Source organism: Salipiger sp. IMCC34102 (assembly GCF_004145405.1).
In the GTDB taxonomy this organism is placed as follows: Bacteria; Pseudomonadota; Alphaproteobacteria; order Rhodobacterales; family Rhodobacteraceae; genus Loktanella.
On the sequence record NZ_SELQ01000007.1, the window covers coordinates 20,138 to 45,212 of the forward strand.

Genomic DNA, 25,075 nt, shown 5'->3' on the forward strand with positions numbered 1-25,075 from the left:
GTCAAAAAATTGAAATATAACGCCGACTTGCAGGGGCTTTAGGACGATATGACAGAAAAACGGATAGCCTCAGGCATTAAGGGGCTGGACGAGATCGTCCGTGGCGGATTGCCGGTGGGCAATGTCTACCTGGTTCAGGGACCTCCCGGCGCCGGCAAGACGACCATCGCGCTGCAGTTCCTGCGGGAGGGGGCTGCCCGGGGCGAGCGCGCGCTCTATGTCACACTCAGCCAGACGACGCATGACCTCGAAGAGATCGCGAAATCCCACGGGTGGTCTCTCGACGGGATCGACGTCGTGGAACTCCAGGCACATAGCGACGTAACACAGGCGGGTCAGAGCATCTTCCGGACGTCCGATTTGCGGCTCGACCAGACTCGCGAACAGGTCGAGCAGGCGATCGAGGAGTACCGGCCCAACCGTCTGGTCTATGACTCCCTGCTGGAAGTGCGCCTGCTGACCGCCGACATGACACGCTATCAACGAGAGTTGATCGGCCTGCGCGCCTTCGTCGGAGAGCGCAAGATCACCACCATGCTGCTGGATACGGATGTGTCCAACGATTCGACCGATGAAGGTCAGTCGCGCGGGATCGTCCATGGGATCTTCACGCTGGACAAGGTGCTTCCGACATTCGGCAGGGCCAAGCGCCGTGTCGAGGTCAGCAAGATGCGCGGCGTGAACGTCTTCGACGGCTGGCACGATTTCGATATTCGCCAAGGCGAGGGCGTGGTCGTTTTCCCCCGACTCACGCACGAGATCGCGACGAAGTCGCGCTTCGACGGCGATCTGATCCGCTCGGGGCGCGACAAGATCGACGCCGTGTTCGGCGGCGGCATGGAGGCCGGAACGACCACCATGGTCGTGGGCCAGGCGGGCACGGGCAAGTCGACGATGGCCTCGCTCTACGCGACCGCGGCACTTGAACGGGGCGAGGAAGTCGCGCTGTTTTTGTTCGAGGAACGGGTGGAGACCTTCTTCCGGCGGTCGGAGGGTCTGGGGATGGACCTGCGGGGCTATTATGAAGAAGGCACGCTCCGGATCTACGATTTCAACCCCGATCAGATCACCGCGGGGGAGTTCGCCCAGATCGTCCAGGCGGAAGCGGACTCCGAAAAGCTGCGCGTCGTCGTGATCGACAGCTTCACCGGCTACATGTCCTCGCTGTCTCACCCCGAACAGGCGCTCTACGACATTCAGACGCTACTGAAACACCTGTCGCGCCGCAATGTGCTGACCTTCCTGATCGTGGCGCAGCACGGTCTGCTGGGGCATAACGCGGAGGTGATGCTCGACCTCAGCTTTCTGGGCGACACCGTGCTGCTATTGCGGATGCGGGAGGTGGAACGCCAGGTGCAGCGTGAACTGGTCGCCGTCAAGAAGCGCCACGGCCCGCACGATCTTTCCATCCAGCGCCTGATCATCGAAGCCGGCAACGTCGATATCGCCGGGCTCGATCCGGTCGGATGATCCCCACGCCGGTCCCCGAACGGGTGGCGGACGACCTTCCGCCCGCGCTTCTGGTGTCCCCCCGCAGGCCGGACAGCGTAGTGCTTGAATCCGCGCTGGTCGAATGCGGCATTCCGGCCCGCACTGCGCTGGACGAGACCGAGCTTGCCGCCCGGATCGACGAGGTCGGCTGCCTTGTCATCACGCAGGAGGCCTTCACGAACGGGGTGCGCGAGGCCATCGGCCGCGTTCTGGACAACCAGCCCGCCTGGTCGGAGCTGCCCATCGTCGTGATCCTGGACCACCGCACACCGGATCCGGGCTGGAACGACTTCGTGCTGAACCGTTGGCAGCGCGCGAACGTCACCTTCCTGGTTCGCCCCCTGTCGGGTCTGGAACTTCAAAGCGCGGTGCAACTGGCGATCACCGCACGGATGCGCCAATACCTCATCCGCAATCAGCTCGAACAGGAACGCGAACTGCGGCGCGAGCTGAACCACCGGGTCAAGAACATCTTCGCGACGGTTCAGGCCGTGGCTAGCATGACCCGCCGCATGGCGACAGAAGATGAAGACGCCTTCGTGCAGTTCGAGGGGCGGCTGGCCGCACTCGGCCGCGTTCACGGCAGCCTGGAGCAGGTCGAGCGCGGGGCGGAGACCTTCGGAAGCCTCGCGCGCATGGTCCTCGCGCCGTTCATCGTTGAAGGCGAGGACAGGTTCACGATCACCGGCCCCGACAGGGAGCTGTCCAGCTTCTCGGGCAACGTGATCGGCCTGTGCCTGTTCGAGCTTGCGACGAACGCCTCGAAACACGGGGCCCTGTCGGTCGACCAGGGCCACGTCCGGGTCGAGTTGTCCGAGATCGCAGAGCAGGCCCGCCTGAGCTGGATCGAGACAGGCGGCCCCCCGGCGCAGGACCCGACCCGCAAGGGGTATGGCTCGCGCTTCCTCACGACGACGCTGGGCTCCATCTTCGGGAACCCACCACAGATGATTTATGCGGCGGAAGGGTTTCGTCTGATCGCGGAAGGACGTCCCGATGACCTATTCCGGTAACGCCTCGCGCATTTTGTTTCGCCACCTCGCAACCCCAGTCCGCCTTCGCAAGTTGCCTGCGGTGAGGTAGAGTATGGACGTACTGATTTGCGAAGATAACCTGATCATCGCAATGGATCTGGAAATGACGATCGAGGAGATGGGGCACACCTGCGCTGGTATCGTCACGCGATCCGATACCTGTCTTGCGCACTGCAGGCAGGATCCGCCCGACATGGTGCTCGTCGATGTCGATCTCGACGACGGCCCTACGGGGCCCGGGCTGACCATGGAGCTCTCCGACCTCGGCATTCCCTCCATCATCATCTCGGGCCAGGTGGGCTCACTCGCGGACGACGACCACGTGGCCAAGGCGCTCTTGTCCAAACCGGTGCCCGTGGCCACACTCAAGGCCGCGCTCGACCGCCTCGTGACATCCTAGCCAGTCCGACCCGCTGGCGCGCGCGATGGCGTCTGGCTGTATCTGCGCCATTTGTCGGACAACGGCCATGACCGTGCAGCGCGCGGGCGGCACAGGCGTCGGGGCTGTCCTCCCACCCGGCACGACCGACCGAACCGCGCCGCGGCGATCAGGCGTCGGCGGCCACGCGGAAGCCGCAGTTCCCGGTGGAGTTGTCGGGGTCGTTCCGGGTGCGGGAGTGGACGTGATAGCGGTCGCAGTAGCTTTCGTGGCACAAATAGGACCCGCCGCGCTGGATCCGGGCATGGCCCTCGGCCGGGCCCCGGGGATCGCGCTCGGGGCGTTTGCCGGGGGCCGGGCGCGGGCCGAAACGGTCGCCCGCCCATTCCCAGACGTTCCCGGTCATGTTGTAAAGCCCGTAGTTGTAGCGAACTACAAACATCCGCGGTCTGAACTGCAAACATCGGCCATTTCTCGATCAAATTGGTTGCGACCATGGGGGGGGCAAACCACACTATCTGCGAACGAAACCACGCTTTCTGCGACTGGGCTGCAAACATCGGGATGGAACCAGAATACGTGAGAATTGGCTCGTAGGCGGGACTTAGGCTCAGGACCCATTGATCTGGTTGATGTTAAAACGCTTGCGTGATTCACGCTCCTCGAACCACGGAGGGCTTGATGAGCAGTTTGTATCGGCTGAGCGAGGCTCAGATGGAGCGCCTTCGACCCTATTTTCCGAAGAGCCATGGCATCCCTCGGGTCGATGACCGACGTGTGTTGAGCGGCATTATCTTCGTCAATCGCAACGGCTTGCGCTGGCGAGATGCACCGAAGGAATACGGTCCGCACAAGACCTTGTACAACCGCTGGAAACGATGGAGCGACATGGGTGGGTTCGCCCGGATCATGACGGGATTGGCGGCAGAAGCCCCCGCCAACAAGACGATTTCGATCAATGCGACCTATCTGAAGGCACATCGCACGGCTTCAAGTCTGCGGTGGAAAAAGGGGGGCGTGGGCGCCTGATCGGACGCACGAAAGGCGGCATGAACACGAAGCTGCACGCCGTGAGCGATGCGCAAGGGCGACCCGTTCAGTTCTTCGTGACGGCCGGTTAGGTCAGCGACTATACCGGCGCGAGGGCGTTGCTGAGCAGTCTTCCGAACGCCGACTGGCCCTTAGGCGACCGGGGATATGACGCGGATTGGTTTTGCGAAGCCCTTATAGACAAAAAGATATTGCCCTGCATCCCTGGTCGAAAGTCACGCGAAAAGCCCGTGAAATACGACAAGCGCCGCTATCGAAAACGCAACCGCATCGAGATCATGTTCGGTCGCCTTAAAGACTGGAGGCGAGTGGCCACGCGCTACGACCGATGCCCGAAAGTCTTCCTCTCAGCCATCGCCCTCGCGGCAACCGTCATCTATTGGCTATGAGTCCTGAGCTTACGTCGTGCAGGCTTACGAAACGCACGGCATCTACGAACCCGCCCCCCGCAAGATCGCCGACATCTTGCGCACCAGTTATGGCGGAACCAACGACGCGAAACGCCGACTGGGAGAGGTCGCGGCCATCCGGCAGACGTTCATCGGGATACAGGAGCACCTGCTTTCCGTTCATCGATCGCCGCGTCGCATGACGCTTTGCGCCACCAGCATCATTGGCAGATGACCGGGCGAATATTGCTCGACAGCATTGCACCTATTTCCTACATCTGACGCACGAATGGTTACACAAGTGTTCACACATATTACCGCTTAGGAATATGATTGAAGGCATAACCTACTGATTTAAATAAACTTCTTATAAGGCGTTGTTCTTGGCTGGGTATCCTACCACCCCAGCCAACCTTCTCTGATCGACAGACGACCGGCGCGGAGAGCGTTTCAATGGCGATGGATGTCACCCGCGGAGTGGTTCTGTCGCGCGCAGGTCATGCGGGCGCGTCCGCAGGTCGGGTTATTCAAACAGGTCCGGAGTCCCGGCAAGGCGCCGCGTGGCCGGTGGTTTTGGGGTCCAGGCACATCACGACTGATAGCGCGGAGGTCCCAGGCGCCGAGCCTTGCGCAGTGCGTCAGGCGACCAGCGTCTCCGCCGCCTTCAGATCGACCGAGACCAATTGGCTGACCCCCTGCTCGCCCATGGTCACACCGAACAGCCGGTCCATCCGGCTCATCGTGACGGCGTGGTGCGTGATGATCAGGAACCGCGTCTCGGTCCGGCGGGTCATCTCGTCCAGCAGGTCGCAGAAGCGCCCGACGTTGGCATCGTCGAGCGGCGCGTCCACCTCGTCCAGCACGCAGATCGGCGCGGGATTGGCCAGGAAGACCGCGAAGATCAGCGCCAGCGCCGTCAGGGTCTGTTCGCCCCCCGACAGGAGGCTCAACGTCGACAGTTTCTTGCCCGGTGGCTGGCAGAGGATCTCCAGCCCCGCCTCAAGGGGATCGTCGCTTTCCACAAGTGTCAGCCGGGCCTCGCCGCCGCCGAAGAGGTGGGTGAAGAGCGTCCCGAAGCTCTCGTTGACCTGCTCGAAGGCGGTCAAAAGGCGCTCTCGACCTTCGCGGTTGAGACTGGCGATCCCGTGACGCAGGGCGGCGATGGCCTCTTCGAGGTCGCGCTTTTCCTCCAGCAGCGTGTCGTGTTCGGACTGGACCTCCGCTGCGTCTTCCTCGGCCCGCAGGTTCACCGCCCCCATCGCGTCGCGCTGGCGCCGGTGGCCGGCCAGATCGGTGTCGAGCCGCGCGGCGTCCGGGATGTCGCCCAGGGCCACGTCGAGCGTGTCCAGAAGCGCATCGGGCGTCGTATCGCGAGCCTCCCGGATCGCCGCGACGGTGGTCTTACCCGTGTCGCGGGCCGCCTCGGCACGGGCGTCGGCCCCGGCGCGCGCCTCGCGGCTGTCGGACGCGGCGCGATCGGCCTCGCGGGCCGCGGCGGTCGCCTCGCGCAGGTGCTCCTCGGCCGCCGTCAGTGCCGCGCCGGCCGCGGTCTTGCGGGTTTCGGCCTCGGTCAGATCGCCGGTCAGCGCCGCCCGTTTCGCCGCCAGCGTGCCGGGGGCCTTGCGCGCACCGACCAGATCGGATTCGTAACCCGCCTTGCGCGTCTTCAACTCGTCGAGGCGCCCACTGGCCGTCGCGAGGCGCCCGCGCCAACCGCCGAGATCCTTGGCCACGCTGCGCAGGCGTGCGGCGCGGGTCTCACCTGCCGCGCGGACTTCCCCCTCGGCGGCGCGATGCGACATCAGTGTCATGCGCGCCGCCTCCACCGCGACGCGCAGATCCTCGACCTCCGCCCGGGCCGCGTCGAGATCGCCAAGCTCGGTCTGCGCGGCTTCGGCATCGCGCAGGGCGGTGCGGGCGGCAGTGGCTTCCTCGGCATGGCGCGCCTGCGCGAGGGTCGAGGCCTCCAACCTGCCCTGCGCCAGATCGCGGTCGGATTCGGCGCGGGTGGCTTCGCGGTGCGCCTGTGTCGCCGCGGCATCCGCATCGCGGCGGGCGGTGCGGGCGGTGCTGTCGGCCTCGGTCAGATCCTTCAACCGTTTCGCCAGACGGTCGTGGGCCTCCACGGTGGTCGCCGCCGCGGCTTCGGCCCTCTCGAGGTCCGCGCGCAACCCGTCCAGCCGGTTGATCTGCTCCAACCGCAGCGCGGCGGCGGAGGGCGCATCGGCAGCCCCCGCCCGCAGCCCGTCCCAGCGCCACAGGTCGCCCTGGGTCGAGACGAGGCGCTGCCCGGGGCGCAGGTCCGCCTGCAGACGGGGGCCCTCGGCGGCGTCGATCACGCCGGTCTGCGACAGGCGCCGGTCCAGTTCCGGCGCACCGGTCACGACCTCTGACAGGGGGCGGGCCGGGCCCGGCAAGGGGGCCGCATCCGCGTAGCCCTCAAGCCGGACCCAGCCGGTGGCCGCGTCGCCCGCGACCTTCGGGGCCTTGAGGTCGTCCGCCAGCGCCGCCCCGAGCGCCCGTTCGAAGCCCGGGCTGACGGTCAACGCATCGAGCAGGGCCGTCCCCGCCCCCCGGTCGCGCTCCACGAGGCGGGTGAGCGCCGCCACCTCGGCCCGCAAGGCACTGGCCTCGCCTTCCGCGGCGGAGCGCGCGGCGCGGGCGTCCGATTCCGCCGCCTGCGCCTTCGACCGGGCGGCTTCGGCCAGCAGCAAGGTTTCCTCGGCATTGGCCGCCGTCGCGGTGGCCGCGGCCTCCGCCGTACGCGCGTCTTCCAGTACCGTGTCGAGGCGTGCGAGGGCCGCCTCGGCCTGCGCCACCCCGTCGCGCGCGGCGTCCTCCTGCGCCTCGGCCCGGGTCACGGCCTTGCGGCTGTCGTCCAGGAAGCGTTGCGCGGACTGGTGCCGCGCGGCAAGGCGCGCCGTGTCCTCCGTCGCCTGGGACAGGTCCGCCTCCCGCGTGCCAAGCACCTCGGCCGCTTGCCGGGCCGCCGCCGCCGCGGCCTCGAGCGCCGGCTCGTGGCCTTCGGATGCCGCGCGCAACTCGGCCTCTTCCGCCTCCAGCGCCGCGATGCTGTCGCCCGCGTCGGCGTTGAGCTGCGTTTCGCGCGCCAGATCCTTGTCAATCTGCGCGATGCGCCCTTCGAGGGTGGTGATCGCGCGGGTGGCGCGGCCCTCCTCCTCGGTCAGCCGGTCGCGTTGCACGGTCAGCCGTTGCAGCACGGCGGCAGCGATGGCTTCCTCCTCGCGCAGGGGCGGCAGGGCCTCTTCCGCGCCCTGGCGGATGGCGTCGGCCTGGCGGGCGGCGGCTTCAGCCCGCGCGGCTTCGGTGGTGCGCTCGCGCAAGATGGCTTCGGCGGCGGCCAGCGCCGCATCGGCATCGGCCCAGCGACGGATGAGCAGCAAGCCTTCGGCCTGCCGCAGCGCCGTCCCGATCTCGCGGTAGCGGGCCGCCTGTCGCGCCTGCCGCGCGAGGGTCGAGAGCTGCGCGGCCAACTGGCCCACCACGTCGTCGACGCGGGCCAGGTTCGTCTCCGCCCCCTTCAGCTTCAGCTCCGCCTCGTGCCGTCGCTGGTAGAGGCCCGAGATCCCCGCCGCCTCTTCGAGGATCCGGCGGCGTGCCTTGGGCTTGGCGTTGATGAGCTCGCTGATCTGCCCCTGCCGCACCAGCGCGGGCGAATGCGCCCCGGTGGAGGCATCGGCGAAGAGCATCTGCACATCGCGGGCGCGCACGTCCCTCGTGCCGACCTTGTAGGCCGACCCTGCATCGCGCGTGATGCGGCGGGTAATGTCGAGCGTGTCGGCATCGTTGAAGGCGGCGGGGGCCAGCCGTTCGGCGTTGTCGATCTGCAGGACCACTTCCGCGAAGTTGCGCGCCGGCCGGGTCGAGGCACCGGCGAAGATCACGTCCTCCATCCCGCCGCCACGCATGGCCGAGGCGCGATTCTCCCCCATCACCCAGCGCAGCGCCTCGAGCAGGTTCGATTTGCCGCAACCGTTGGGGCCCACGACACCGGTCAGACCGTCGGCGATCACCAGGTCGGTGGGATCGACGAAGCTCTTGAAGCCGTTGAGGCGGAGGCGGGTGAAGCGCATAAGCCGATTCTTGTGACGGGTCGGGTTGCAGGAGGATGGTCACCGGGGCCGGGCCTGTCAACGCTGGCCACCGGATATGGGCGGAATTGCGCAGTTATCCACAAGATTTGGCGCAACGCTCTAGATCGGGGCACGCCCGGCGGCCCCACTGGGCAACGCCCGCCCCCCCACGGAAGGGCGGTACCCTTCCCAAGTGATCTGTTCGGTGGCCCTTGACGGAATCGCCGCGGGCGGCGCACAAAGATCGCGCACGAGGTTCCCACGATCACGGCGCAAAGCGCCCGGGGGAGACAACCGGGAATGCGGACGGGGCCGATCGACCACGAGGTCCCCAGCCGCAGCCGCCCCCGCGACTGTATGCGGTGAGCGCTTCGTCACGATGCCACTGGGGCCACCCCGGGAAGGCGACGAGGTGCCGCGATCCGCAAGCCAGGAGACCGGCCCCGTGCGGAACCTGAAACACCCCGCCGGGGATGGCGGGAATGGGAGAACGTCAATGCATATCGAACCGGGCCTGGTCACGGGCGCGAAACTGGCGCTTGGCGCCGTCACGGCGGCGGGCGCCGCCACCGTCAGCGCCAAGCTGGTGTGGGACAACCTGCGCGAGCGGGGCGCCCTCAGCCTGATCGCGCGCGCGCTGCTGGCCACCGTCGCCGTCTTCGTCTTCTTCGAACTTCTGCCACACGTGGCCGTCGGGGTGTCGGAAGTGCACCTGATCCTCGGCTCGACGCTGCTGCTGCTGCTAGGGACGGCCCCCGCGGCCATCGGCCTCGCTCTCGGCCTGCTGATCCAGTCGCTGTTCCTCGCCCCGTCGGACCTGCCGCAATACGCAATGAACGTGACCACGCTGCTGGTGCCGCTTCTGGCGCTCCATGTCGTCGCGCGCAAGGTGATCGCCCCCGGCACGCCTTACGTCGATCTGAACTACGGCGAGGTGCTGAAACTGTCGGCCACCTACCAGGCGGGCATCGTGGCCTGGGTCGCCTTCTGGGCGTTCTGGGGCCAGGGCTTCACCGCCGAGACGCTGGCCTCCGTCGGCACGTTCGGCGCGGCCTACATGACCGTCATCCTGCTGGAGCCGCTGGTCGATCTGGCCGTGCTGGCCGCCGCCAAGGCGCTGCGCGGAACGGGCTCTCCGCTTCTGAACGACCGGCTGTACACCGCCGCCTGAGCGACCCCGATTGGACTTGAACCCGGCGGGCCGGAGGGGCATCCCTTCGGCCCGCCCCCCTTTACGGGCGGGCCGCTTCCGGTCCGTCCCTGACCCCTAATCCGAAAGGTGCCCGACATGGCCGCCAAGATTCCCGCCACCGTCGTCACAGGCTTCCTGGGCGCGGGCAAGACGACCCTGATCCGCCACATGCTGCAGAACGCGGGCGGGCGGCGCATCGCGCTCATCATCAACGAATTCGGGGATCTCGGCGTCGACGGCGATATCCTCCAGGGCTGCGAACAGGAGGCCTGCGGCAAGGACGACATCGTGGAGCTTTCGAACGGCTGCATCTGCTGCACCGTGGCCGACGACTTCATCCCCTCGATGGAGGCGCTTCTGGCGCGCGATCCCGCCCCCGATCATATCGTGATCGAGACCTCCGGCCTTGCGCTGCCGCAACCCTTGGTGCGCGCGTTCAACTGGCCCGACCTGGCCAACCGTGTGACGGTGGACGGCGTTGTGACGGTCGTGGACGGCGTCGCGGTGGACGAAGGCCGCTTCGCCCATGACGTGGAACGCGTCGATGCCCAGCGTCGCGCCGACGAGGAACTGGACCACGAGACGCCCCTGTCGGAACTCTTCGAGGACCAGATCGCCTGCGCCGACATGATCGTCGTGAACAAGACCGACCTGATGCTGCCCGAGGCGGCCTCGGACCTGGCCAAGCGCCTCAAGTCCGAAGCCCGCGACGGGGTGCAGGTCGTGCGCGCCTCGATGGGGGCCGTGCCGGTCGACGTGCTGCTGGGCCAGGGGATCGGCGCGGAAGGCGACCTCGACGCGCGCCACGAGGTGCACCACCATCACCACGACGACGAGGACGGCGACCACCACGACCATGCACACGAACACGGCCACGACGAGTTCGACAGTTTCGTCATCGACCGCCCCGAGATCGCCGACCCCGAAGCCTTTGCCCAGCGCCTGTCGCAGGTCATCCGCGACCACGACATCCTGCGTCTGAAGGGGTTCACCTCGGTCGCAGGCAAACCGATGCGGCTGACGGTGCAGGCGGTGGGCCCCCGGGTCGATCACTATTTCGACAAGCCCCTGGGGCAGACCCCGCGCGGCGCACGGCTCGTGGTGATCGGCGAGGCGGGCCTCGACCGGCTGGCGATCACCGAGGCCCTTTCGGCATGAGCCTGCGCGTGGCGCCCGCCGATCCGCGCAGCCCGGCGGCCTTGCGCCTGCTGCGCGCAAGCCACGCGTATCTTCTGTCGAAGTACCCGGCCGAGCACAGCTTCGCGCTTTCCCCCGACGCGCTGGCAGAACCTCACATCAGCTTCTTTCTCGCCCACGACGACGTGCAGGCGATCGGCTGCGGTGCGCTGGCCAACAAGGGAACCTACGGCGAGCTGAAGTCGATGTTCGTCGACCCCAAGGCGCGCGGATCGGGCGCCGGCGCGGCCATCGTCACCGCGATCCTTGCGGCCGCGCGCGAACAGGGCCTGCCCGCCCTGAAGATCGAGACCGGCGACGACCTCTATCCCGCGCACAGGCTTTACGCCCGCCACGGGTTCACCCCCTGCGGCCCGTTCGGAGACTACGTCGAAGGGCCCCATTCCATCTTCATGGAACGGGCCCTGTGATCCTAGTCTTCCTTTTCTTCCTTCTTCTTGTCGATGTTCTCGGGGCCGCGAATCGTCTTCGGCCCCTGCTCGTCGATGGCGATCTTCTCGGCCCCGTCGTTCGGGCGATCCGTGGGTTCGCCCTCGATATCGGCGAGCTTCTTCTTGTCGTCACTCATGGCGTGTCCTTGCGCGGCTTTCATGCGGGCCAGCAGATCGGTCTTGTCGGCGCGCACAGCCCCCGGTCCCTGCCCGGCTTCGGTGTGGCGCGGGGCGTTGCGGCCCTTCTTGGGCGCGCCCGATTTGCTGTAATCCATCGCACGCAGTCCTCTCTGCTGGGTCGCCTCGCAACCTGTGACGCCTCAATCAAAGGTCAAGCCTGATGCATCTTCTCGCAGCGACCCCGGGCGCCATGTCCGACGGGACCGAACCGGTGGACCTTGGCCAGACCCCGGCGGAGGTCGTGGTGATCTCCGCCGCCGATACCGAGCTTGCGGCCCTGTCCGAAGCGCGCGCCGCGATGCAGGATGCGCCCACGCTGCGGCTCGCCAGCCTGATGCATCTGCAGCACCCGATGTCGGTGGACCTTCATCTGGACGATTGCGCCACGAAGTCCCGCCTCGTGATCGCGCGGGTCCTCGGCGGTGCCGGCTACTGGCGATACGGTCTCACGCAATACGCGGCCCGCCTGCGCGAGGCGGGGGTGCCCGTGGCCTTCCTGCCGGGCGACGACCGGGAGGATCCGGATCTGCGCGGTCTCTCGACCGTGGCGGACGCGGATTACGACGCGCTCTGGGCCTACCTTGTTGAAGGCGGACCGCAGAACGCGGTGCGCTTTTTGAAATGCGCCCGTGCCATCGTTACGGATGCCGAGCGCCCTGCCCCGGCCAGCCCCCTCCTGCGGGCCGGTGTCTACTGGCCCGGCGCGGGGGTGGCGGACCTCGACACGGCCCGCGCAGGCTGGACGGCAGGGGCACCGGTCGTGCCCATCGTCTTCTACCGCGCGCTGGTGCAAGGCGGCGGGCTCGCGCCGATCAACCGGCTGGTGCGCGCCCTAACGCGCGCCGGTCTGAACCCGCTGCCGATCTTCGTGGCCTCGCTGAAGGACCCCCTGTCCGCGGCGACCCTGGCGGACCTCTTCGACCGCGCGCCGCCCGCCGTGGTCCTGAACGCCACGGCCTTCGCCGTGGGCTCGCCCCACGACGGCGACGACAGCCCGGACAACCCGCTGGCTGGCGACGCGCCGGTGTTCCAGGTCGTCCTTTCGGGCGGAACCGAAGCGGCTTGGGCCGACAGCCCGCAGGGCCTCTCCGCCCGCGACATCGCGATGAACGTGGCCCTGCCGGAGGTCGACGGCCGCATCCTCACCCGCGCGATCAGCTTCAAGGGAGAGGCCTTCTTCGACGACGCCACCGAATGCCCCATCGCCACCTACCAGGCGCAGGGCGACCGGATCACTTGGGTCGCGGAACTGGTGGCGAATTGGACCCGCCTGCAACGCACCCCCGCGGCAGAGCGTCGCGTGGGGCTGATCCTCGCCAATTACCCCAACAAGGACGGGCGGCTGGCCAACGGCGTGGGCCTCGACACGCCCGCCGCCACGGTCCACGCGCTGGGGCTGCTGGCGGATGCGGGTTACGACACCACGCCACCCGCCGACGCGCAGGCGTTGATGGACGCGCTGATGGCCGGCCCGACGAACTGGCTCACGGACCGGGCCGACACGGAAGGCGGGGAAGTCCTGCCGGTCGACATCTACCGCCAGCACTTCGACGCGCTCCCTTGGGAAATCCGCGAGCAGATCACGAGCCGCTGGGGCGCCCCCGAGGACGATCCCTTCATCTGGCAAGATAAACTCTCGCCGAAGGCACCGGACGCCCCGGCGTCCGGCTTCAAGCTCTCCATCCACCGCTACGGCAACGCGGTCGTCGCCCTTCAACCCGCACGCGGCTACAACGTCGACCCGACGGAGACCTACCATTCGCCGGACCTCGTCCCGCCGCACAATTACCTCGCCTTCTATTTCTGGTTGCGGCACCACTGGGGCGCGCATGCGCTGATTCACATGGGCAAGCACGGCAATCTCGAATGGCTGCCCGGGAAGGCGCTGGCCCTGTCCGAAACCTGCTGGCCGGAGGTGGCGCTCGGCCCCCTGCCCCACGTCTACCCCTTCATCGTAAACGACCCCGGCGAGGGCACGCAGGCCAAGCGCCGCACCGCCGCCGTCATCGTCGACCACCTGACCCCACCGCTCACGCGCGCCGAAAGCTACGGCCCGATGCGCGATCTCGAAGCGCTGGTGGACGAATACTACGAGGCCGCGGGTCTCGACCCCCGACGGCTCGACCACCTGCGGCGCGAGATCCTGTCCCTGTCGGAGGTTACAGGGCTCAGCCAGGACGCAGGTTTCGGTGGCGATGCGGATGGGGACCTCGCGAAACTCGACGCCTACCTGTGCGAGCTAAAGGAAGCGCAGATCCGCGACGGGCTGCATGTCTTCGGCCAAAGCCCCACGGGACAGCAGGAAATCGACCTCTCCATCGCGCTCGCCCGGGTGCCGCGCGGTGACGGCAAGGGGGAGAACGCCTCGCTCCTGCGCGCGCTGGCGTCGGACTTCGCGCTGTCCATCGATCCGCTCGACTGCGACCTTGCCGCTCCCGCGCCCGAAAAGCCCGCGGCACTCGGAGACACGAATGGCTGGCGCAGCAACGGCGATACCGTCGAACGGCTGGAGGCGCTGTCGCAGCAGCTGCTCGCCGCAGGCACGATCCCCGACAGTCTGAGCGCGACAGCAGGGGACGGTGGGCGGGGCGCCTCGGGCGTCAGCCCGACAGCGTCGTCCCCGGTCCTGCGTCAAATCTTCACGCGCATCCGGCCTGCCGTCGCGGCCTGCGGCCCGGACGAAGGGGCTGCCCTGCTGCGCGCGCTCGAAGGGCACGCCGTCCCGCCGGGTCCGTCGGGGGCACCGACGCGCGGACGGCTCGACACGCTGCCCACGGGGCGGAACTTCTACTCGGTCGACAGCCGCGCGGTGCCGACGCCCACCGCCTGGGCACTGGGCTGGAAATCGGCCAACCTGCTGATCGAGACGCACCTGCAGACCCACGGCGACTGGCCGCGCAGCCTGCTTCTCACGGCCTGGGGCACCGCGAACATGCGCACGGGAGGCGACGACATCGCCCAGGCCCTCGCGCTCATGGGCTGCAAACCGACCTGGGATGCCGCCAACCGCCGGGTGACGGGATTCGAGATCATCCCCGCCGGCACGCTGGGCCGCCCGCGCGTGGACGTGACGTTGCGTATCTCGGGCTTCTTCCGCGATGCCTTCCCGCAGCTCATCGCGCTCGTCGACAGTGCAGCCCGCGCGATCCAGGCACTGGACGAGCCGGAGGACCTCAACCCCGCCGCGGCCCGCACGCGACGCGGCGAGGCCGCCGCCCGGGTCTTCGGGTCAAAGCCCGGGGCCTATGGTGCCGGTCTTCAGGCGCTCATCGACGAGCGAATCTGGTCGGACCGCAGCGATTTCGCCGAGGCTTACCTGACCTGGGGCTCCTATGCCTACGGTGCGGACGCGCAGGGGACCGCCGCGCGTTCCGCCTTCGAGCAGCGCCTTGGCCAGACCGAGGGGATCGTCCAGAACCAGGACAACCGTGAACACGACGTGCTCGACAGCGACGATTACTACCAGTTCGAAGGCGGGGCCGCCGCGGCGGTCGCGACGCTGCAGGGCCAGGACCGCCCCGTCTACCACAACGACCATTCGCGCCCCGAACGCCCCGTGATCCGCACGCTGGAAGACGAGATCGGCCGCGTCGTCCGCTCCCGCGTCGTGAACCCGAAGTGGATCGCGGGCGTGAAACGCCACGGATACAAGGGCGCCTTCGAGATCGCGGCGACGGTCGATTACCTCTTCGCCTTCGCGGCCACCACCGGCGCCGTGCGCAACCATCATTTCGATCTGGTCGAGGAGGCGGTCCTGGCCGACGAGGAGACGCGCGACTTCATCGAAGGCGCGAATGCGCCCGCCCTGCGCGAGATCGCCCAGAGGTTGCAGGAAGCCATCGACCGCGGACTGTGGACGCCGAAGTCGAACTCGGCCCGCGCACGGATCGCGGGCTTGCTGTGACGGGATCGGCCCTGCGGTCAGGGCCTGCGATCCGAGTATCTGGACAAGAGCGGGGACGCCTGCGGGCGCGCGCCAGCAGCAGGCCGCCCCCGGGGCGTCACATGCCGACGGCGAGGGCCGCGGTGCCGAGGTAGACGGCGAAGATGGACAAGACGAAGAGGCGCATCGTTTGGGCTTTCTGCTCTATGTTGTTGTGCTGACCAATCGCTTGATGCGACATTTCGTTCCACACAAATGTTACAAAACGTCACGAGATGGTGCGGACCGTTTCCCGCGCGCCACAATTCCCGGATATCGAGGCCGCCCATGATCGCGCATCTGACCGTCCTGCTGACCTTTCAACTTCTGGGCGAGGCGATCAGCCGCGGCGCCGGGCTGCCGCTCCCCGGTCCGGTGCTGGGCATGGCGCTGTTGTTCGTATCGATGCTGATCGTGCCGCGCCTGTCGGCCATCGCCACCACGGCCCAGGGGTTGCTGGCCCATCTGTCGTTGCTCTTCGTACCGGCGGGCGTCGGCGTCGTGGGACAGCTCGACCGTCTCGGGGCGGACGGGCCGGGGCTGGCGCTGGCGATTGCGGGCTCCACCGCGATCGCCATCGTCGCGGGGGTCTATACGTTCCTCGCCGTCGCAAAGGTGTTGGGCCGATGACCGACGTGGCCGAGATCTGGATCTACCTCAGCCAGGGGCCCCTGATCTGGCTGACCTTGACGCTGGTCGCCTACGGGATAGGCGACTGGGCCTTCCGTGCGAGCGGGCGCAGGCCACTCGTGAACCCGGTCCTGCTGGCGGTGGCGATCCTTGCCGTGGTGCTGACGGCGACGGGCACCGCCTACGAGACCTATTTCGAGGGGGCGCAATTCGTCCACTTCATGCTGGGTCCCGCGACCGTGGCGCTGGCGGTGCCGCTGCACGCCAACCTGGCCCTCATCCGCCGGTCCCTGCTGCCCATGCTGGCCGCCCTCGCCGTCGGGGCCGGGACGGCCATGGTCTCGGCCGTGGCGATCGCCCGGATGGCGGGCGTCGCACCCGAGACGCTGCTGAGCCTCGTTCCGAAGTCCGTCACCGCCCCCGTCGCCATCGGCATCACCGAAGCGCTGGGCGGCCAGCCCGCGCTGACGGCGGTGCTGGTAATCGTCACCGGGGTCACGGGGGCGATCATCGGCACGCCGATCTTCAACGCCCTGGGAATCACCGACTATCGCGCGCGCGGCTTCGCCATGGGGGTCGCGAGCCACGGGATCGGCACCGCGCGGGCCTTCCAGGTGAACGAGACGGCGGGGGCCTTCGCGGGCATCGGCATGGGGCTCAACGCCCTTCTGACCGCGCTGATCGCGCCCTTGCTTGCGCCGCTGCTGGTCGCCCCCTACTGATGAGGCACAGGAGGACCGCCCGATGACCGACGACACCGACCGCCACAACGCGAAGATGGCCAAGAAAAAGGCCGCCCGCGACAAGATCATGGCCACCAAGACGGACGAGAAAGGCCTCGTCATCGTCCATACCGGCAAAGGCAAGGGCAAGTCCTCCGCCGCCTTCGGGATGATCTTCCGGTGCATCGCCCACGACATGCCCTGCGCCGTGGTGCAATTCATCAAGGGCGGCATGTCAACCGGGGAACGCGACCTCATCCTGTCGAAGTTCCCGGACATCTGCGCCTTCCACACCATGGGCGAAGGCTTCACCTGGGAAACCCAGGACAAGTCCCGCGACATCGAGATGGCGCAGGCCGCCTGGGCCAAGGCCAAGGACCTGATCCGCGACGAAAGCAACCGGATGGTGCTGCTCGACGAGATCAACATCGCGCTGCGTTACGAATATGTCGACGTGGCCGAGGTGATCGCCTTCCTAAGGGCCGAAAAGCCCGCCATGACGCATGTCGTCCTGACCGGGCGCAACGCGCACGACGACCTGATCGAATACGCCGACCTCGTGACCGAGATGGAACTGGTGAAACATCCATTCCGGTCCGGGATCAAGGCGCAGGTCGGCGTGGAGTTCTGAGCGGGGCGACGGCCTTTCGTGCAAATCCCGAAGTCAAGCGGCGCGCCGCTTGATGTACCGGGCAAGGGGGGCCAGCCCCCCGGCCCCGCGGGCCTCCCCCCGGGATATTTCCGGCCAGAAGAATGCGGATCCGTCTCAGAGGCACCGCTCGGGGTGGAAGTCGCCGGGGATGCGGTCGACGCCGGTCAGAATGAGGTCGGCCATGGCGCCAGCCACGCCGGGAGCCATGCCGAAGCCGATCTTGAACCCTCCGTTGGCGAGGTAGTGGCCGGGGCGGAAGGGATGCGGTCCGAGCATCGGCGCCCGGCTGCGGCTGCGTGGACGGACACCCGCCCAGCGTTCGAGGACGGGCGCATCGGCCAGGGCGGGAACGGCCGCGCGGGCGGCTGCGATCACGGTGTCGAGCTGGGCATCTGTCGTATCGGGGGCTTCGAACGTGCGCTCGGTGGTGGAGCCTACGGCGGTGGTGCCGTCGAGGTGCGGGATGACGTGCACGCCGTTCGCAAAGACCTGCGGCACACCCGGAGCGGCATGCCCGAGCAGCGCCGCCTGGCCCTTCACGCCGGTGCCGACGAGGCGAACGTGTCGCGCGGTCATCTCCTCCAGTCCCTGCCAGCCAGTGGCCCAGACGACAGCGCCTTCGTCCGCCCCCTCGGGCAGGATGCGCACGCCCTTTGCCTCCAGCGCCGCGGCCAGGGCGGTGCAGGCCTGGCGCGGGTGCAGGTGGGCGGAGAGCGTGTCCACCACCCAAAGACCGCTGGGGCTGTCGGGCACAAGGGCGGAGGCGGGCTCGCCCGCGACGCGCCAGGTCGCCCGTCCTTTCCACACTTCGCGGGCGCCGGCCTCCCGCGCGCGGGCGAGTGCGACGGCGGCCTCGTCGGCGAGCGGCTGCAGGCGGCCCGCACGGGTATAGCCGGTGGGGCGCCCGGCGGCGGCCTCGATCCCTGCCCAGAAGTCCTGCGCGGCCAGCAGGCTGTCGAGCTGAAAGGCCTTCTTGGCGTTCCACTGGTCCGGCACATGCGGCGCCAGCGCGCCGACGATCCCGCCGGAGGCGCCTGCCGCCACGCCCGCGGGATCGACGATCTTCACCCGCGCGCCGCCTTGCACGCAAGCCCAGGCGACGGACAGGCCGAAGATCCCCGCCCCGCGGATCGTCACGTCTCTTGTCATCGCGGCCTCCGGTCGTCACAGGTTGCACGTCGGCCTAAGGCAGAACCGGATGAGCGACCAGAGCGCAAAAGTCACGTGGAAGGAGACGGAGGCCGGACCGGTGCCGGTCTCGACCCTGTTCGACGATCCCTATTACTCGCTCAACGGTGGCGCGGCCGAGACGGCGCATGTCTTTCTGGAGGGCAACGATTTGCCCGCCCGGTTCCGGGAGGGGTTCCACATCGCGGAACTGGGCTTCGGGACCGGGCTGAACTTCCTTTGCACCCTGGCGGCGTGGCGGGCGGCGCGGGTGCCGGGACGGTTGCGCTTCACCAGCTTCGAGCTGCACCCGATGACGCGGACCGACCGGGCGCGCGCGCTGGCCCCCTTCGAGGGGGTCGCACGGGAGATCCTGGACGTGGAGGACGTGCGCGCCCTGACGGGCCCCGATTTCGATCTGCGCGTCGTCATCGGCGACGTGGGAGAGACCCTGCCCTCGTGGAAGGGAACGGTCGATGCCTGGTTCCTCGACGGGTTCTCGCCGGCGCGCAACCCCGCCATGTGGACCGACGCTGTGCTGGGGTGCGTGGGCGCCAGAACGCGTCCGGGCGGTACCTTCGCGACCTATACCGCCGCGGGGCACGTGCGCGCCGCCTTGAGCGAGGCCGGGTTCGACGTCACCCGCCGCCCCGGCTACGGACGCAAGCGGCACATGACGACCGGGACGAAAGGCTGAGGCGATGCAATCCTCGAACACGCGCCTGGGCATCGGGCTGATGACGGCAACCACCTTCATCTTCGCGGCCCAGGACGGGCTGAGCCGGCACCTCGCCTCCGACTACAACGTGATGATGGTCGTGATGATCCGCTACTGGTTCTTCGCGGCCTTCGTCATGGCGCTGGCCAAGGCGCAGGGCGGATCGGTGCGCGCGGCGGCGCGGACGGCCCAGCCGCGGGTGCAGATCCTGCGCGGCCTGCTGCTGGTGTCCGAGATCTGCGTGATGGTCTACGGCTTCGTCCTTCTCGGGCTGGTGGAAAGTCACGCGGTCTTCGCCTGCTACCCGCTGCTGATCGCGGCCCTTTCCGGCCCGGTGCTGGGCGAAGGCGTTGGACCGAAGCGCTGGATCGCCATCGGGGTGGGCTTCCTGGGCGTCCTGGTGATCCTGCAGCCCGGCGTGACAGTTTTTGCCCCCGCCGCCGCGATCCCGTTGCTGGCGGCCTTCATGTTCGCGCTCTACGGCCTGCTGACCCGTCACGTGGCCCGGCTCGACACGGCGGCGACCAGCTTCTTCTACACCGGCGTCGCGGGGGCCGTCGGGGCTACGGCGATCGGCGCCTGGTTCTGGGAGCCGATGACGGCCGCTGACTGGGGGTTGATGGGAATCCTCTGCGTGACGGGCGTCGCGGGCCACTGGCTGCTGATCAAGACCTACGAGGTGGCCGAGGCCAGCGCCGTGCAACCCTTCGCCTACCTGCAACTGGTCTTCGCGAGCATCATCGGGTTGACGGTCTTCGGCGAGGTGCTGGAACTGCACGTCGCCCTCGGCGCGGGCATCGTCGTCGCGGCGGGCGTGTTCACCCTGTTGCGCAGCGCGCGGAAGGCGCGCCCTCGCGCCAAGCTTTGAGCCACCCCGGGGCCGCAGGCCGTGGATCTGCCGCCAAGGCGCATCATCGGGTGATGGCGCCAAAGACGCCCCCCTGATCGCCTTCCGAGGGGTATCCGCGTCGCGTCAGCTTCCCGCGGGGCGCGGCACCGGGCGCAGGCTGCTGTCGGGGGCCGAGCCTTCCGGGATCACCACGTTCTCTGCCAGCTCGGGGTCGACGCTGGAGGTGCCGACCCGCGCCTCGGGCGCCAGCACGGCGGGGCGGGCCTCGGGACGCGGTGCGGCCAGGATCTCCTCCGTCGGCACCGGCTGCTCGAGCGAGCCGTCGGCGTTCAGCCGCGGCCGGACGGCGGCGGTGGTGCCGGTGATCTCGGCCAGGAAATCGATGCGGCCCGTGTTGCCCGACAGGCGGGCGCGGTAGACCGGCAGCGATTCCGTCACGCGCTGGACGTAGTTGCGGGTCTCGCGGAAGGGGATGTGCTCGATCCAGTCGACGATATCCGTCTCGGAGGTGCGGGGATCGCCGCGCTCGCGCATCCAGATCGCGGGACGGCCTGGGCCGGCGTTGTAGCCAGCCGCGATCTGCACCGGGCTGTCGCCGAACCGGTCGCGCAGACCGGCGAGGTAGGCCGCCCCCAGCCGCGCGTTGTAGCGCCAGTCCGCGGTCAGCTTGGCCTTGGCGTAGGACAGGCCAAGCTGGCCAGAGACCTCCCGCGCCGTGGCGGGCATGAGCTGCATCAGGCCCTGCGCGCCGACGGGGCTGCCCGCGCCGTAGTAGAACTCGGATTCACGACGCGAGATGGCGAGCGTCAGCTCCGGCGGGACCGGCAGGTCCAGATCCGCCACCGGATGCAGCGGGAAGTAGGCGGACGGCACGATGATCCCGCGCGCCGCGGCGGATTTGCCCAGCAGGACGGTCATCTGGGTATGATCGGCGGCGGTGAAGGCATGGCCGACCCGGGCGATGTCAGGGGCCTCGAGCGTCTCGCCCAGGGCATCGACGAAGGCTCCCGCCTTGCCGCGCTGGCCTGCCTCGATCAGCGCGAAGGCCACGCGGACGAGGTCCGATTCGATGATCTCGGAGGATTGCCAGTCCAGCCCCTCCTCGGCGCCCACGAGGGCGGGGTCGAGGTCGAGCCCCATGCGGTCCGCGGCCAGCAATCCGTAGAAACTGGTCTGATGGACACCCGCGCGCAGGTAGGCATCCTCGGCGTCCTCGGTCCGGCCCAATGCTTCGAGCGCGCGGCCCTGCCAGTACCCCGCCCGACCGTCGCTGATCGGCGTATCGACAGCGGCGGCGAAGGTGTCGAAATGCGCGAGCGCCAGTTCGGCGTCGTCCAGATAGGTCAGCGCGAGATAGCCCGACAGCCACTCAAGGTCGGAATAATTGTAACCGTCCTGCGGCTGCATGAAGTGGGTCGAGGCGATCCGGTAGGCGCGGGCCGGATCGCCCTCGCGCATCTCGGACCGGGCCAGGGTGCGGCGCCATCCCGACCAGCGGAACGGATCGCCCAGGGCCTCGGCGCTGGTGGATTGGGCCAGCAGGATGCCGATCGCCTGCTCGCGGCGGCCCCGCTCCGCCGCCCAGCTGTAGCGGTCGTACATCAACCCAGGCGTCGATTGCAGCGCGTCCGGCACGGCCTCGATCCCCGCGTCAAGACCGCCCTCGTCGCGGATCAGGCGGGTGCGCGCGGTCAGAAGGGCCTGCTGGCCCGCGTCCAGAAGCGGGCGCATCCGCTCTGCGTCGGAGGTACGCCAGCGAAACAGCAGCGCGTCTGTCCGCGCGGCGTGCAGGTCCGACAGATCGTCTTCGTAAGCGGCCAGCAAGGCGGCTTCGCTGGTAGACGACAGCGACAGGGTCAGCCAGGCGGTGCGCACGACCTCTCGGGCGCGCGCATCCTCGCCCACGGCCTCCAGCGCCTGTGCGAGGCGCAGGGCTCCTTCGCCGGTCAGGGGGGCGTCGTCGCCGAACCAGCCGATGACCTCCCGAGGGTCGTGGCCGCGCGGGATCACCTGTTCGCCCGCGGCGCGCAGCACGTCCTGACCGGGCCAATCGGGACGGTCTTCCGCGAAGTCCAGGTACTCGGCAAAAGGCGCGTCGCCGAAGCGCAGCTTCTGCCAGGTGACCAGGTCGGTCATGGCCGCATCGCTCGCGCCCGCCGCCGCGTAGGCAGGGGCGTAGTCGCGGTCCTTAGCCAGACGCACGGCGCGCACGTCGTCGGCGGTCACGGTCTGCGCGCAGAGCGGTCCCGTCGTGGCAAGGATCATCGTGGCGGCAAGAAGGCGCTTGAACATCATGGCAGGTCTCGGATCGGTCAGGATGGGGCGCGGCCAGTATGCAAACCCTGCCCCGAGCCGCAAAGCACATTCTTGGCATCGCGCCCGATCCCGTCTAGGGTCCGCGCGATTTCGCCGACGCCGCGCGCGCGGCCCCCTTCTTCAGGACCGATCCCATGTTCAAAGGCTCTTACGTTGCCCTCGTCACCCCGTTTCGCGACGGATCGGTGGACCTGAAGACGCTGAAGGCGCTGGTGGACTGGCACGTGGAGCAAGGCACCCACGGCCTCGTCCCCGTCGGCACGACCGGCGAAAGCCCCACGTTGACCCACGACGAGCACGACCTCGTGGTGCGCACCGTGGTCGAGCAGGCGGCAGGCCGGATCCCCGTCATCGCGGGTGCGGGATCCAACAACACCGCCGAGACGGTGCGGCTGGTGCGCGCGGCCAAGGACGCCGGGGCCGACGCGGCCCTCGTCGTGACCCCCTATTACAACAAGCCCACGCAGGCGGGGTTGATCGCTCATTTCACCGCCGCCGCCGACTGCGGGCTGCCGATCGTGATCTACAACATCCCCGGACGCTCGGTCGTGGACATGAGCGTGGCCACCATGGCCGAGTTGTCGAAACACCCGCAGATCGTGGGGGTGAAGGACGCGACGGGCGACCTTTCGCGCGTGCCCAAGACGCGGATGACGGCGGAGTCGGGCTTCGTGCAGCTTTCGGGCGAGGACGCGACGGCGCTGGGGTTCAACGCCCACGGCGGTGTGGGCTGCATCTCCGTCACCGCGAACGTGGCGCCGAAGCTCTGCGCGCAGATGCAGGAGGCGACGCTCTCGGGCGATTTCGCCACCGCGCTGGAGATCACGGATCGGCTGATGCCGCTGCACGAGGCGATCTTCACCGAACCGGGCCTGGTGGGGGCCAAGTTCGGCATGGCCGAACTGGGGCTCTGCACGGCCGACGTCCGCTCGCCCCTGGTCGAGCTGACGGAGGCCACGAGGGAAAAGATGCGGGCGGCGATGCGTCATGCGGGGCTGATGAACTAGAGACCGGCCGCGCAGGGGGCTCTGCCCCCGCCCGTGCCGGGCTCCCCCGGAGTTTATCCGGCCAGATGAAGATCCCTCCGGCGATGCGTCCTGCGGGACTGGTGGGTCCAGGCCGGGTCGGGGGGCTCTGCCCCCGGCGCCGGCGCGCCTCCCCCGGAGTATTTCGGCAAGAAGCGACGCAGGTGTGCGCGTCCCGCGGGCTTGCCCCGTGGGAAGGACAGGCCTATTTGGGCGGAATGGCCAAGAAACCCGAGAACAAGAACTACAAGGTGATCGCCGAGAACCGGCGCGCGCGCTACGACTACGCGATCGAGGACGACCTGGAGGTCGGGATCATCCTGCAAGGCTCCGAGGTGAAGTCGCTCCGGACCGGGCAGTCGAATATCGCCGACAGCTACGCCTCCGTCGACGATGGAGAGCTGTGGCTGACGAACGCCTATATCGCGCCCTACGAACAGGCGATGTTCGGCCACGAGGCGCGCGCCAAGCGCAAGCTGCTGGTCAGCCGCCGGGAGTTGTCGCGCCTTTGGAACGCCACCAAGCGCGAAGGCATGACCCTGGTCCCGCTGGTGATGTACTTCAACGACCGCGGGTTGGTGAAGCTGAAGATCGCGACCGCCAAGGGCAAGAAGAACCACGACAAGCGCCAGTCCGACGCCAAGCGCGACTGGGCCCGCCAGAAGCAGCGCCTGCTGCGCCACGACACCTGACCCGCTTGCGCCCGTGCGGCACTTGGGGTACCGGCTGAGGCGGTTTTCCAGCCGTGAAGGAGCCCCGGCATGGCGCATCCCGACGACCCCAGAACCCTCGTCAGCGCGGACTGGCTGAAGACGCATCTGCGAGATCCCGACATGCGCGTGCTCGACGCCAGCTGGCACATGCCGGACGCGGGCCGCGATGCCCGGTCCGAGTACGAGAGCCGCCATATTCCGGGCGCGCGCTTCTTCGACATCGACGACATCGCCGACGCGCGCTCCGAGCTGCCCCACATGGTCCCCGAGGTCGAAAAGTTCATGTCCCGCCTGCGCGCGATGGGCGTGGGCGACGGACATCAGGTGGTGGTTTACGACAGCCAGGGGATCTTCTCGGCGGCACGCGTCTGGTGGCTGTTCCGACTGATGGGCAAGCGCGACGTCGCCGTGCTGGACGGCGGCCTGCCCGCATGGGAAGCCGCGGGCGGCGCGATCGAGGACCTGCCCCCCGTCATCCGCGACCGCCACATGACCGTCAGCCGGCAGAACCAGCTGGTGCGCGACGTGACGCAGGTCGCCCGCGCGGCCAAGCTCGACGATCATACGATCCTCGATGCCCGCGGCGCCGCGCGTTTCGCGGGGGAGGTGGCGGAGCCGCGGCCCGGGCTGCGCAGCGGCCACATTCCGGGCGCCCGCAACCTGCCCTTCGCACAGCTTCTGAACGCGGATGGCACGATGAAGGACGAGGCGGGCCTGCGCGCCGCCTTCGACGCCGCCGGCGCGGATCTGTCCAAGCCGGTCATCACCACCTGCGGATCGGGCGTCACCGCCGCGATCATCAACCTCGCGCTGGAGCGGATCGGCAAGACCGACCACGCGCTCTACGACGGGTCCTGGTCCGAATGGGGCATGTACCCCGACCTGCCCATCGCCACCGGCCCCGCCACCTGAAAGGTCCCCTG

22 protein-coding genes, 1 pseudogene and 1 riboswitch are annotated in these 25,075 nt (G+C 68.4%); of the genes and pseudogenes, 17 read left to right on the forward strand and 6 right to left on the reverse strand.

Annotation, left to right across the window (positions count from 1 at the left end):
* Positions 1–48 precede the first annotated feature (48 nt).
* The 3 genes from EU805_RS13930 (at position 49) to EU805_RS13940 (ending at position 2,925) form a co-directional block, all read left to right on the forward strand.
* Entirely contained in the window at positions 49–1,470 is a 1,422-nt protein-coding gene (locus EU805_RS13930) for an ATPase domain-containing protein (protein ID WP_129764600.1), read from the forward strand.
* The gene (locus tag EU805_RS13935; protein ID WP_129764601.1) at positions 1,467–2,504 is read left to right on the forward strand and encodes a sensor histidine kinase; all 1,038 of its coding nucleotides are present in this window, start codon (positions 1,467–1,469) and stop codon (positions 2,502–2,504) included. Before EU805_RS13930 ends, EU805_RS13935 begins: the two co-directional genes overlap by 4 nt.
* Before the next feature lie 73 nt (positions 2,505–2,577).
* Positions 2,578–2,925, forward strand: coding sequence for a response regulator (locus tag EU805_RS13940; protein WP_129764602.1), 348 nt, complete (start codon positions 2,578–2,580; stop codon positions 2,923–2,925).
* A gap of 148 nt (positions 2,926–3,073) precedes the next feature.
* Here the strand turns inward: EU805_RS13940 and EU805_RS13945 are convergent, their stop codons facing one another.
* Complete coding sequence (locus EU805_RS13945; protein ID WP_129764603.1) at positions 3,074–3,346, reverse strand: SUMF1/EgtB/PvdO family nonheme iron enzyme; 273 nt, start codon at positions 3,344–3,346, stop codon at positions 3,074–3,076.
* 239 nt (positions 3,347–3,585) lie between these two features.
* Here EU805_RS13945 and EU805_RS13950 point away from each other — a divergent pair.
* Both EU805_RS13950 and EU805_RS13955 read left to right on the forward strand, forming a co-directional pair.
* A pseudogene (locus tag EU805_RS13950) lies at positions 3,586–4,343 on the forward strand (IS5 family transposase).
* A gap of 16 nt (positions 4,344–4,359) precedes the next feature.
* Complete coding sequence (locus EU805_RS13955; RefSeq protein WP_129764604.1) at positions 4,360–4,578, forward strand: hypothetical protein; 219 nt, start codon at positions 4,360–4,362, stop codon at positions 4,576–4,578.
* Positions 4,579–4,981: 403 nt separating this feature from the next.
* On the opposite strand, the gene smc is transcribed toward EU805_RS13955, so the two are convergent.
* Complete coding sequence (gene smc, locus EU805_RS13960) at positions 4,982–8,437, reverse strand: chromosome segregation protein SMC (protein WP_129764605.1); 3,456 nt, start codon at positions 8,435–8,437, stop codon at positions 4,982–4,984.
* Between the two features lie 236 nt (positions 8,438–8,673).
* A riboswitch (cobalamin riboswitch) is annotated at positions 8,674–8,898 on the forward strand.
* Positions 8,899–8,933: 35 nt separating this feature from the next.
* On the opposite strand from smc, the gene EU805_RS13965 reads away from it, so the two are divergent.
* The 3 genes from EU805_RS13965 (at position 8,934) to EU805_RS13975 (ending at position 11,236) form a co-directional block, all read left to right on the forward strand.
* Positions 8,934–9,608, forward strand: a complete 675-nt coding sequence (locus tag EU805_RS13965; RefSeq protein WP_129764606.1) for an energy-coupling factor ABC transporter permease — start codon at positions 8,934–8,936, stop codon at positions 9,606–9,608.
* A 117-nt stretch (positions 9,609–9,725) separates the two neighbouring features.
* Positions 9,726–10,787, forward strand: a complete 1,062-nt coding sequence (gene cobW / locus EU805_RS13970) for a cobalamin biosynthesis protein CobW (protein ID WP_129764607.1) — start codon at positions 9,726–9,728, stop codon at positions 10,785–10,787.
* Positions 10,784–11,236 carry a GNAT family N-acetyltransferase gene (locus tag EU805_RS13975; RefSeq protein WP_129764608.1) on the forward strand — a complete coding sequence of 151 codons (453 nt, stop codon included), beginning with the start codon at positions 10,784–10,786 and terminating at the stop codon, positions 11,234–11,236. Before cobW ends, EU805_RS13975 begins: the two co-directional genes overlap by 4 nt.
* 2 nt (positions 11,237–11,238) lie before the next feature.
* Here EU805_RS13975 and EU805_RS13980 read toward each other — a convergent pair whose 3' ends face one another.
* A complete protein-coding gene (locus tag EU805_RS13980) occupies positions 11,239–11,532 on the reverse strand; it encodes a hypothetical protein (protein ID WP_129764609.1) in 294 nt (97 codons plus the stop codon).
* Positions 11,533–11,597: 65 nt separating this feature from the next.
* Between EU805_RS13980 and cobN the strand changes: the two genes are divergently transcribed.
* Positions 11,598–15,341, forward strand: a complete 3,744-nt coding sequence (cobN, locus tag EU805_RS13985) for a cobaltochelatase subunit CobN (RefSeq protein WP_129764610.1) — start codon at positions 11,598–11,600, stop codon at positions 15,339–15,341.
* Between the two features lie 97 nt (positions 15,342–15,438).
* On the opposite strand, the gene EU805_RS17855 is transcribed toward cobN, so the two are convergent.
* Entirely contained in the window at positions 15,439–15,561 is a 123-nt protein-coding gene (locus EU805_RS17855; RefSeq protein WP_255465899.1) for a hypothetical protein, read from the reverse strand.
* Positions 15,562–15,647: 86 nt separating this feature from the next.
* On the opposite strand from EU805_RS17855, the gene EU805_RS13990 reads away from it, so the two are divergent.
* From EU805_RS13990 to cobO, 3 genes are read left to right on the forward strand one after another with little or no spacing between them, the layout of a single operon-like run.
* Positions 15,648–15,989 (forward strand): CidA/LrgA family protein, encoded by a 342-nt coding sequence (locus EU805_RS13990; RefSeq protein ID WP_129764611.1) that lies wholly within the window; start codon positions 15,648–15,650, stop codon positions 15,987–15,989.
* Positions 15,986–16,711, forward strand: coding sequence for an LrgB family protein (locus EU805_RS13995; protein WP_129764612.1), 726 nt, complete (start codon positions 15,986–15,988; stop codon positions 16,709–16,711). The genes EU805_RS13990 and EU805_RS13995 overlap by 4 nt, the downstream gene beginning before the upstream one ends.
* The gene (gene cobO / locus EU805_RS14000) at positions 16,683–17,342 is read left to right on the forward strand and encodes a cob(I)yrinic acid a,c-diamide adenosyltransferase (RefSeq protein WP_255465901.1); all 660 of its coding nucleotides are present in this window, start codon (positions 16,683–16,685) and stop codon (positions 17,340–17,342) included. The genes EU805_RS13995 and cobO overlap by 29 nt, the downstream gene beginning before the upstream one ends.
* Before the next feature lie 135 nt (positions 17,343–17,477).
* Here the strand turns inward: cobO and EU805_RS14005 are convergent, their stop codons facing one another.
* Complete coding sequence (locus EU805_RS14005; protein WP_129764614.1) at positions 17,478–18,512, reverse strand: FAD-binding oxidoreductase; 1,035 nt, start codon at positions 18,510–18,512, stop codon at positions 17,478–17,480.
* Between the two features lie 49 nt (positions 18,513–18,561).
* Here EU805_RS14005 and mnmD point away from each other — a divergent pair, with 49 nt between their 5' ends.
* A complete protein-coding gene (gene mnmD / locus EU805_RS14010) occupies positions 18,562–19,227 on the forward strand; it encodes a tRNA (5-methylaminomethyl-2-thiouridine)(34)-methyltransferase MnmD (protein ID WP_129764615.1) in 666 nt (221 codons plus the stop codon).
* A gap of 4 nt (positions 19,228–19,231) precedes the next feature.
* Positions 19,232–20,116 carry a DMT family transporter gene (locus EU805_RS14015; protein ID WP_129764616.1) on the forward strand — a complete coding sequence of 295 codons (885 nt, stop codon included), beginning with the start codon at positions 19,232–19,234 and terminating at the stop codon, positions 20,114–20,116.
* 105 nt (positions 20,117–20,221) lie between these two features.
* Here EU805_RS14015 and EU805_RS14020 read toward each other — a convergent pair whose 3' ends face one another.
* Positions 20,222–22,393: a lytic transglycosylase domain-containing protein gene (locus EU805_RS14020; RefSeq protein WP_129764617.1), complete on the reverse strand. Its 2,172-nt coding sequence runs from the start codon at positions 22,391–22,393 to the stop codon at positions 20,222–20,224.
* A 155-nt stretch (positions 22,394–22,548) separates the two neighbouring features.
* Between EU805_RS14020 and dapA the strand changes: the two genes are divergently transcribed.
* From dapA to sseA, 3 genes are all read left to right on the forward strand, one after another.
* Positions 22,549–23,421 (forward strand): 4-hydroxy-tetrahydrodipicolinate synthase, encoded by an 873-nt coding sequence (gene dapA / locus EU805_RS14025; protein WP_129764618.1) that lies wholly within the window; start codon positions 22,549–22,551, stop codon positions 23,419–23,421.
* A 236-nt stretch (positions 23,422–23,657) separates the two neighbouring features.
* Positions 23,658–24,131 carry an SsrA-binding protein SmpB gene (smpB, locus tag EU805_RS14030; RefSeq protein WP_129764619.1) on the forward strand — a complete coding sequence of 158 codons (474 nt, stop codon included), beginning with the start codon at positions 23,658–23,660 and terminating at the stop codon, positions 24,129–24,131.
* A gap of 69 nt (positions 24,132–24,200) precedes the next feature.
* On the forward strand, positions 24,201–25,064 hold the full coding sequence (gene sseA, locus EU805_RS14035; RefSeq protein WP_129764620.1) for a 3-mercaptopyruvate sulfurtransferase: 864 nt from the start codon (positions 24,201–24,203) through the stop codon (positions 25,062–25,064).
* Positions 25,065–25,075: the final 11 nt, after the last annotated feature.

What these genes read in the sequence shown, in the direction of transcription:
- EU805_RS13930 (WP_129764600.1), top strand. Translation starts at nt 49, where the DNA reads ATGACAGAAAAACGGATAGCCTCAGGCATTAAGGGGCTGGACGAGATC.
- EU805_RS14020 (WP_129764617.1), bottom strand. Translation starts at nt 22,393, where the DNA reads ATGATGTTCAAGCGCCTTCTTGCCGCCACGATGATCCTTGCCACGACG.
- sseA (WP_129764620.1), top strand. Translation starts at nt 24,201, where the DNA reads ATGGCGCATCCCGACGACCCCAGAACCCTCGTCAGCGCGGACTGGCTG.
- EU805_RS14005 (WP_129764614.1), bottom strand. Translation starts at nt 18,512, where the DNA reads ATGACAAGAGACGTGACGATCCGCGGGGCGGGGATCTTCGGCCTGTCC.
- EU805_RS13990 (WP_129764611.1), top strand. Translation starts at nt 15,648, where the DNA reads ATGATCGCGCATCTGACCGTCCTGCTGACCTTTCAACTTCTGGGCGAG.
- EU805_RS13940 (WP_129764602.1), top strand. Translation starts at nt 2,578, where the DNA reads ATGGACGTACTGATTTGCGAAGATAACCTGATCATCGCAATGGATCTG.
- smc (WP_129764605.1), bottom strand. Translation starts at nt 8,437, where the DNA reads ATGCGCTTCACCCGCCTCCGCCTCAACGGCTTCAAGAGCTTCGTCGAT.
- EU805_RS13965 (WP_129764606.1), top strand. Translation starts at nt 8,934, where the DNA reads ATGCATATCGAACCGGGCCTGGTCACGGGCGCGAAACTGGCGCTTGGC.
- dapA (WP_129764618.1), top strand. Translation starts at nt 22,549, where the DNA reads ATGTTCAAAGGCTCTTACGTTGCCCTCGTCACCCCGTTTCGCGACGGA.
- EU805_RS13995 (WP_129764612.1), top strand. Translation starts at nt 15,986, where the DNA reads ATGACCGACGTGGCCGAGATCTGGATCTACCTCAGCCAGGGGCCCCTG.
- EU805_RS13945 (WP_129764603.1), bottom strand. Translation starts at nt 3,346, where the DNA reads ATGTTTGTAGTTCGCTACAACTACGGGCTTTACAACATGACCGGGAAC.
- cobN (WP_129764610.1), top strand. Translation starts at nt 11,598, where the DNA reads ATGCATCTTCTCGCAGCGACCCCGGGCGCCATGTCCGACGGGACCGAA.
- smpB (WP_129764619.1), top strand. Translation starts at nt 23,658, where the DNA reads ATGGCCAAGAAACCCGAGAACAAGAACTACAAGGTGATCGCCGAGAAC.
- EU805_RS17855 (WP_255465899.1), bottom strand. Translation starts at nt 15,561, where the DNA reads ATGTCGCATCAAGCGATTGGTCAGCACAACAACATAGAGCAGAAAGCC.
- mnmD (WP_129764615.1), top strand. Translation starts at nt 18,562, where the DNA reads ATGAGCGACCAGAGCGCAAAAGTCACGTGGAAGGAGACGGAGGCCGGA.
- EU805_RS14015 (WP_129764616.1), top strand. Translation starts at nt 19,232, where the DNA reads ATGCAATCCTCGAACACGCGCCTGGGCATCGGGCTGATGACGGCAACC.
- cobW (WP_129764607.1), top strand. Translation starts at nt 9,726, where the DNA reads ATGGCCGCCAAGATTCCCGCCACCGTCGTCACAGGCTTCCTGGGCGCG.
- EU805_RS13980 (WP_129764609.1), bottom strand. Translation starts at nt 11,532, where the DNA reads ATGGATTACAGCAAATCGGGCGCGCCCAAGAAGGGCCGCAACGCCCCG.
- EU805_RS13975 (WP_129764608.1), top strand. Translation starts at nt 10,784, where the DNA reads ATGAGCCTGCGCGTGGCGCCCGCCGATCCGCGCAGCCCGGCGGCCTTG.
- EU805_RS13935 (WP_129764601.1), top strand. Translation starts at nt 1,467, where the DNA reads ATGATCCCCACGCCGGTCCCCGAACGGGTGGCGGACGACCTTCCGCCC.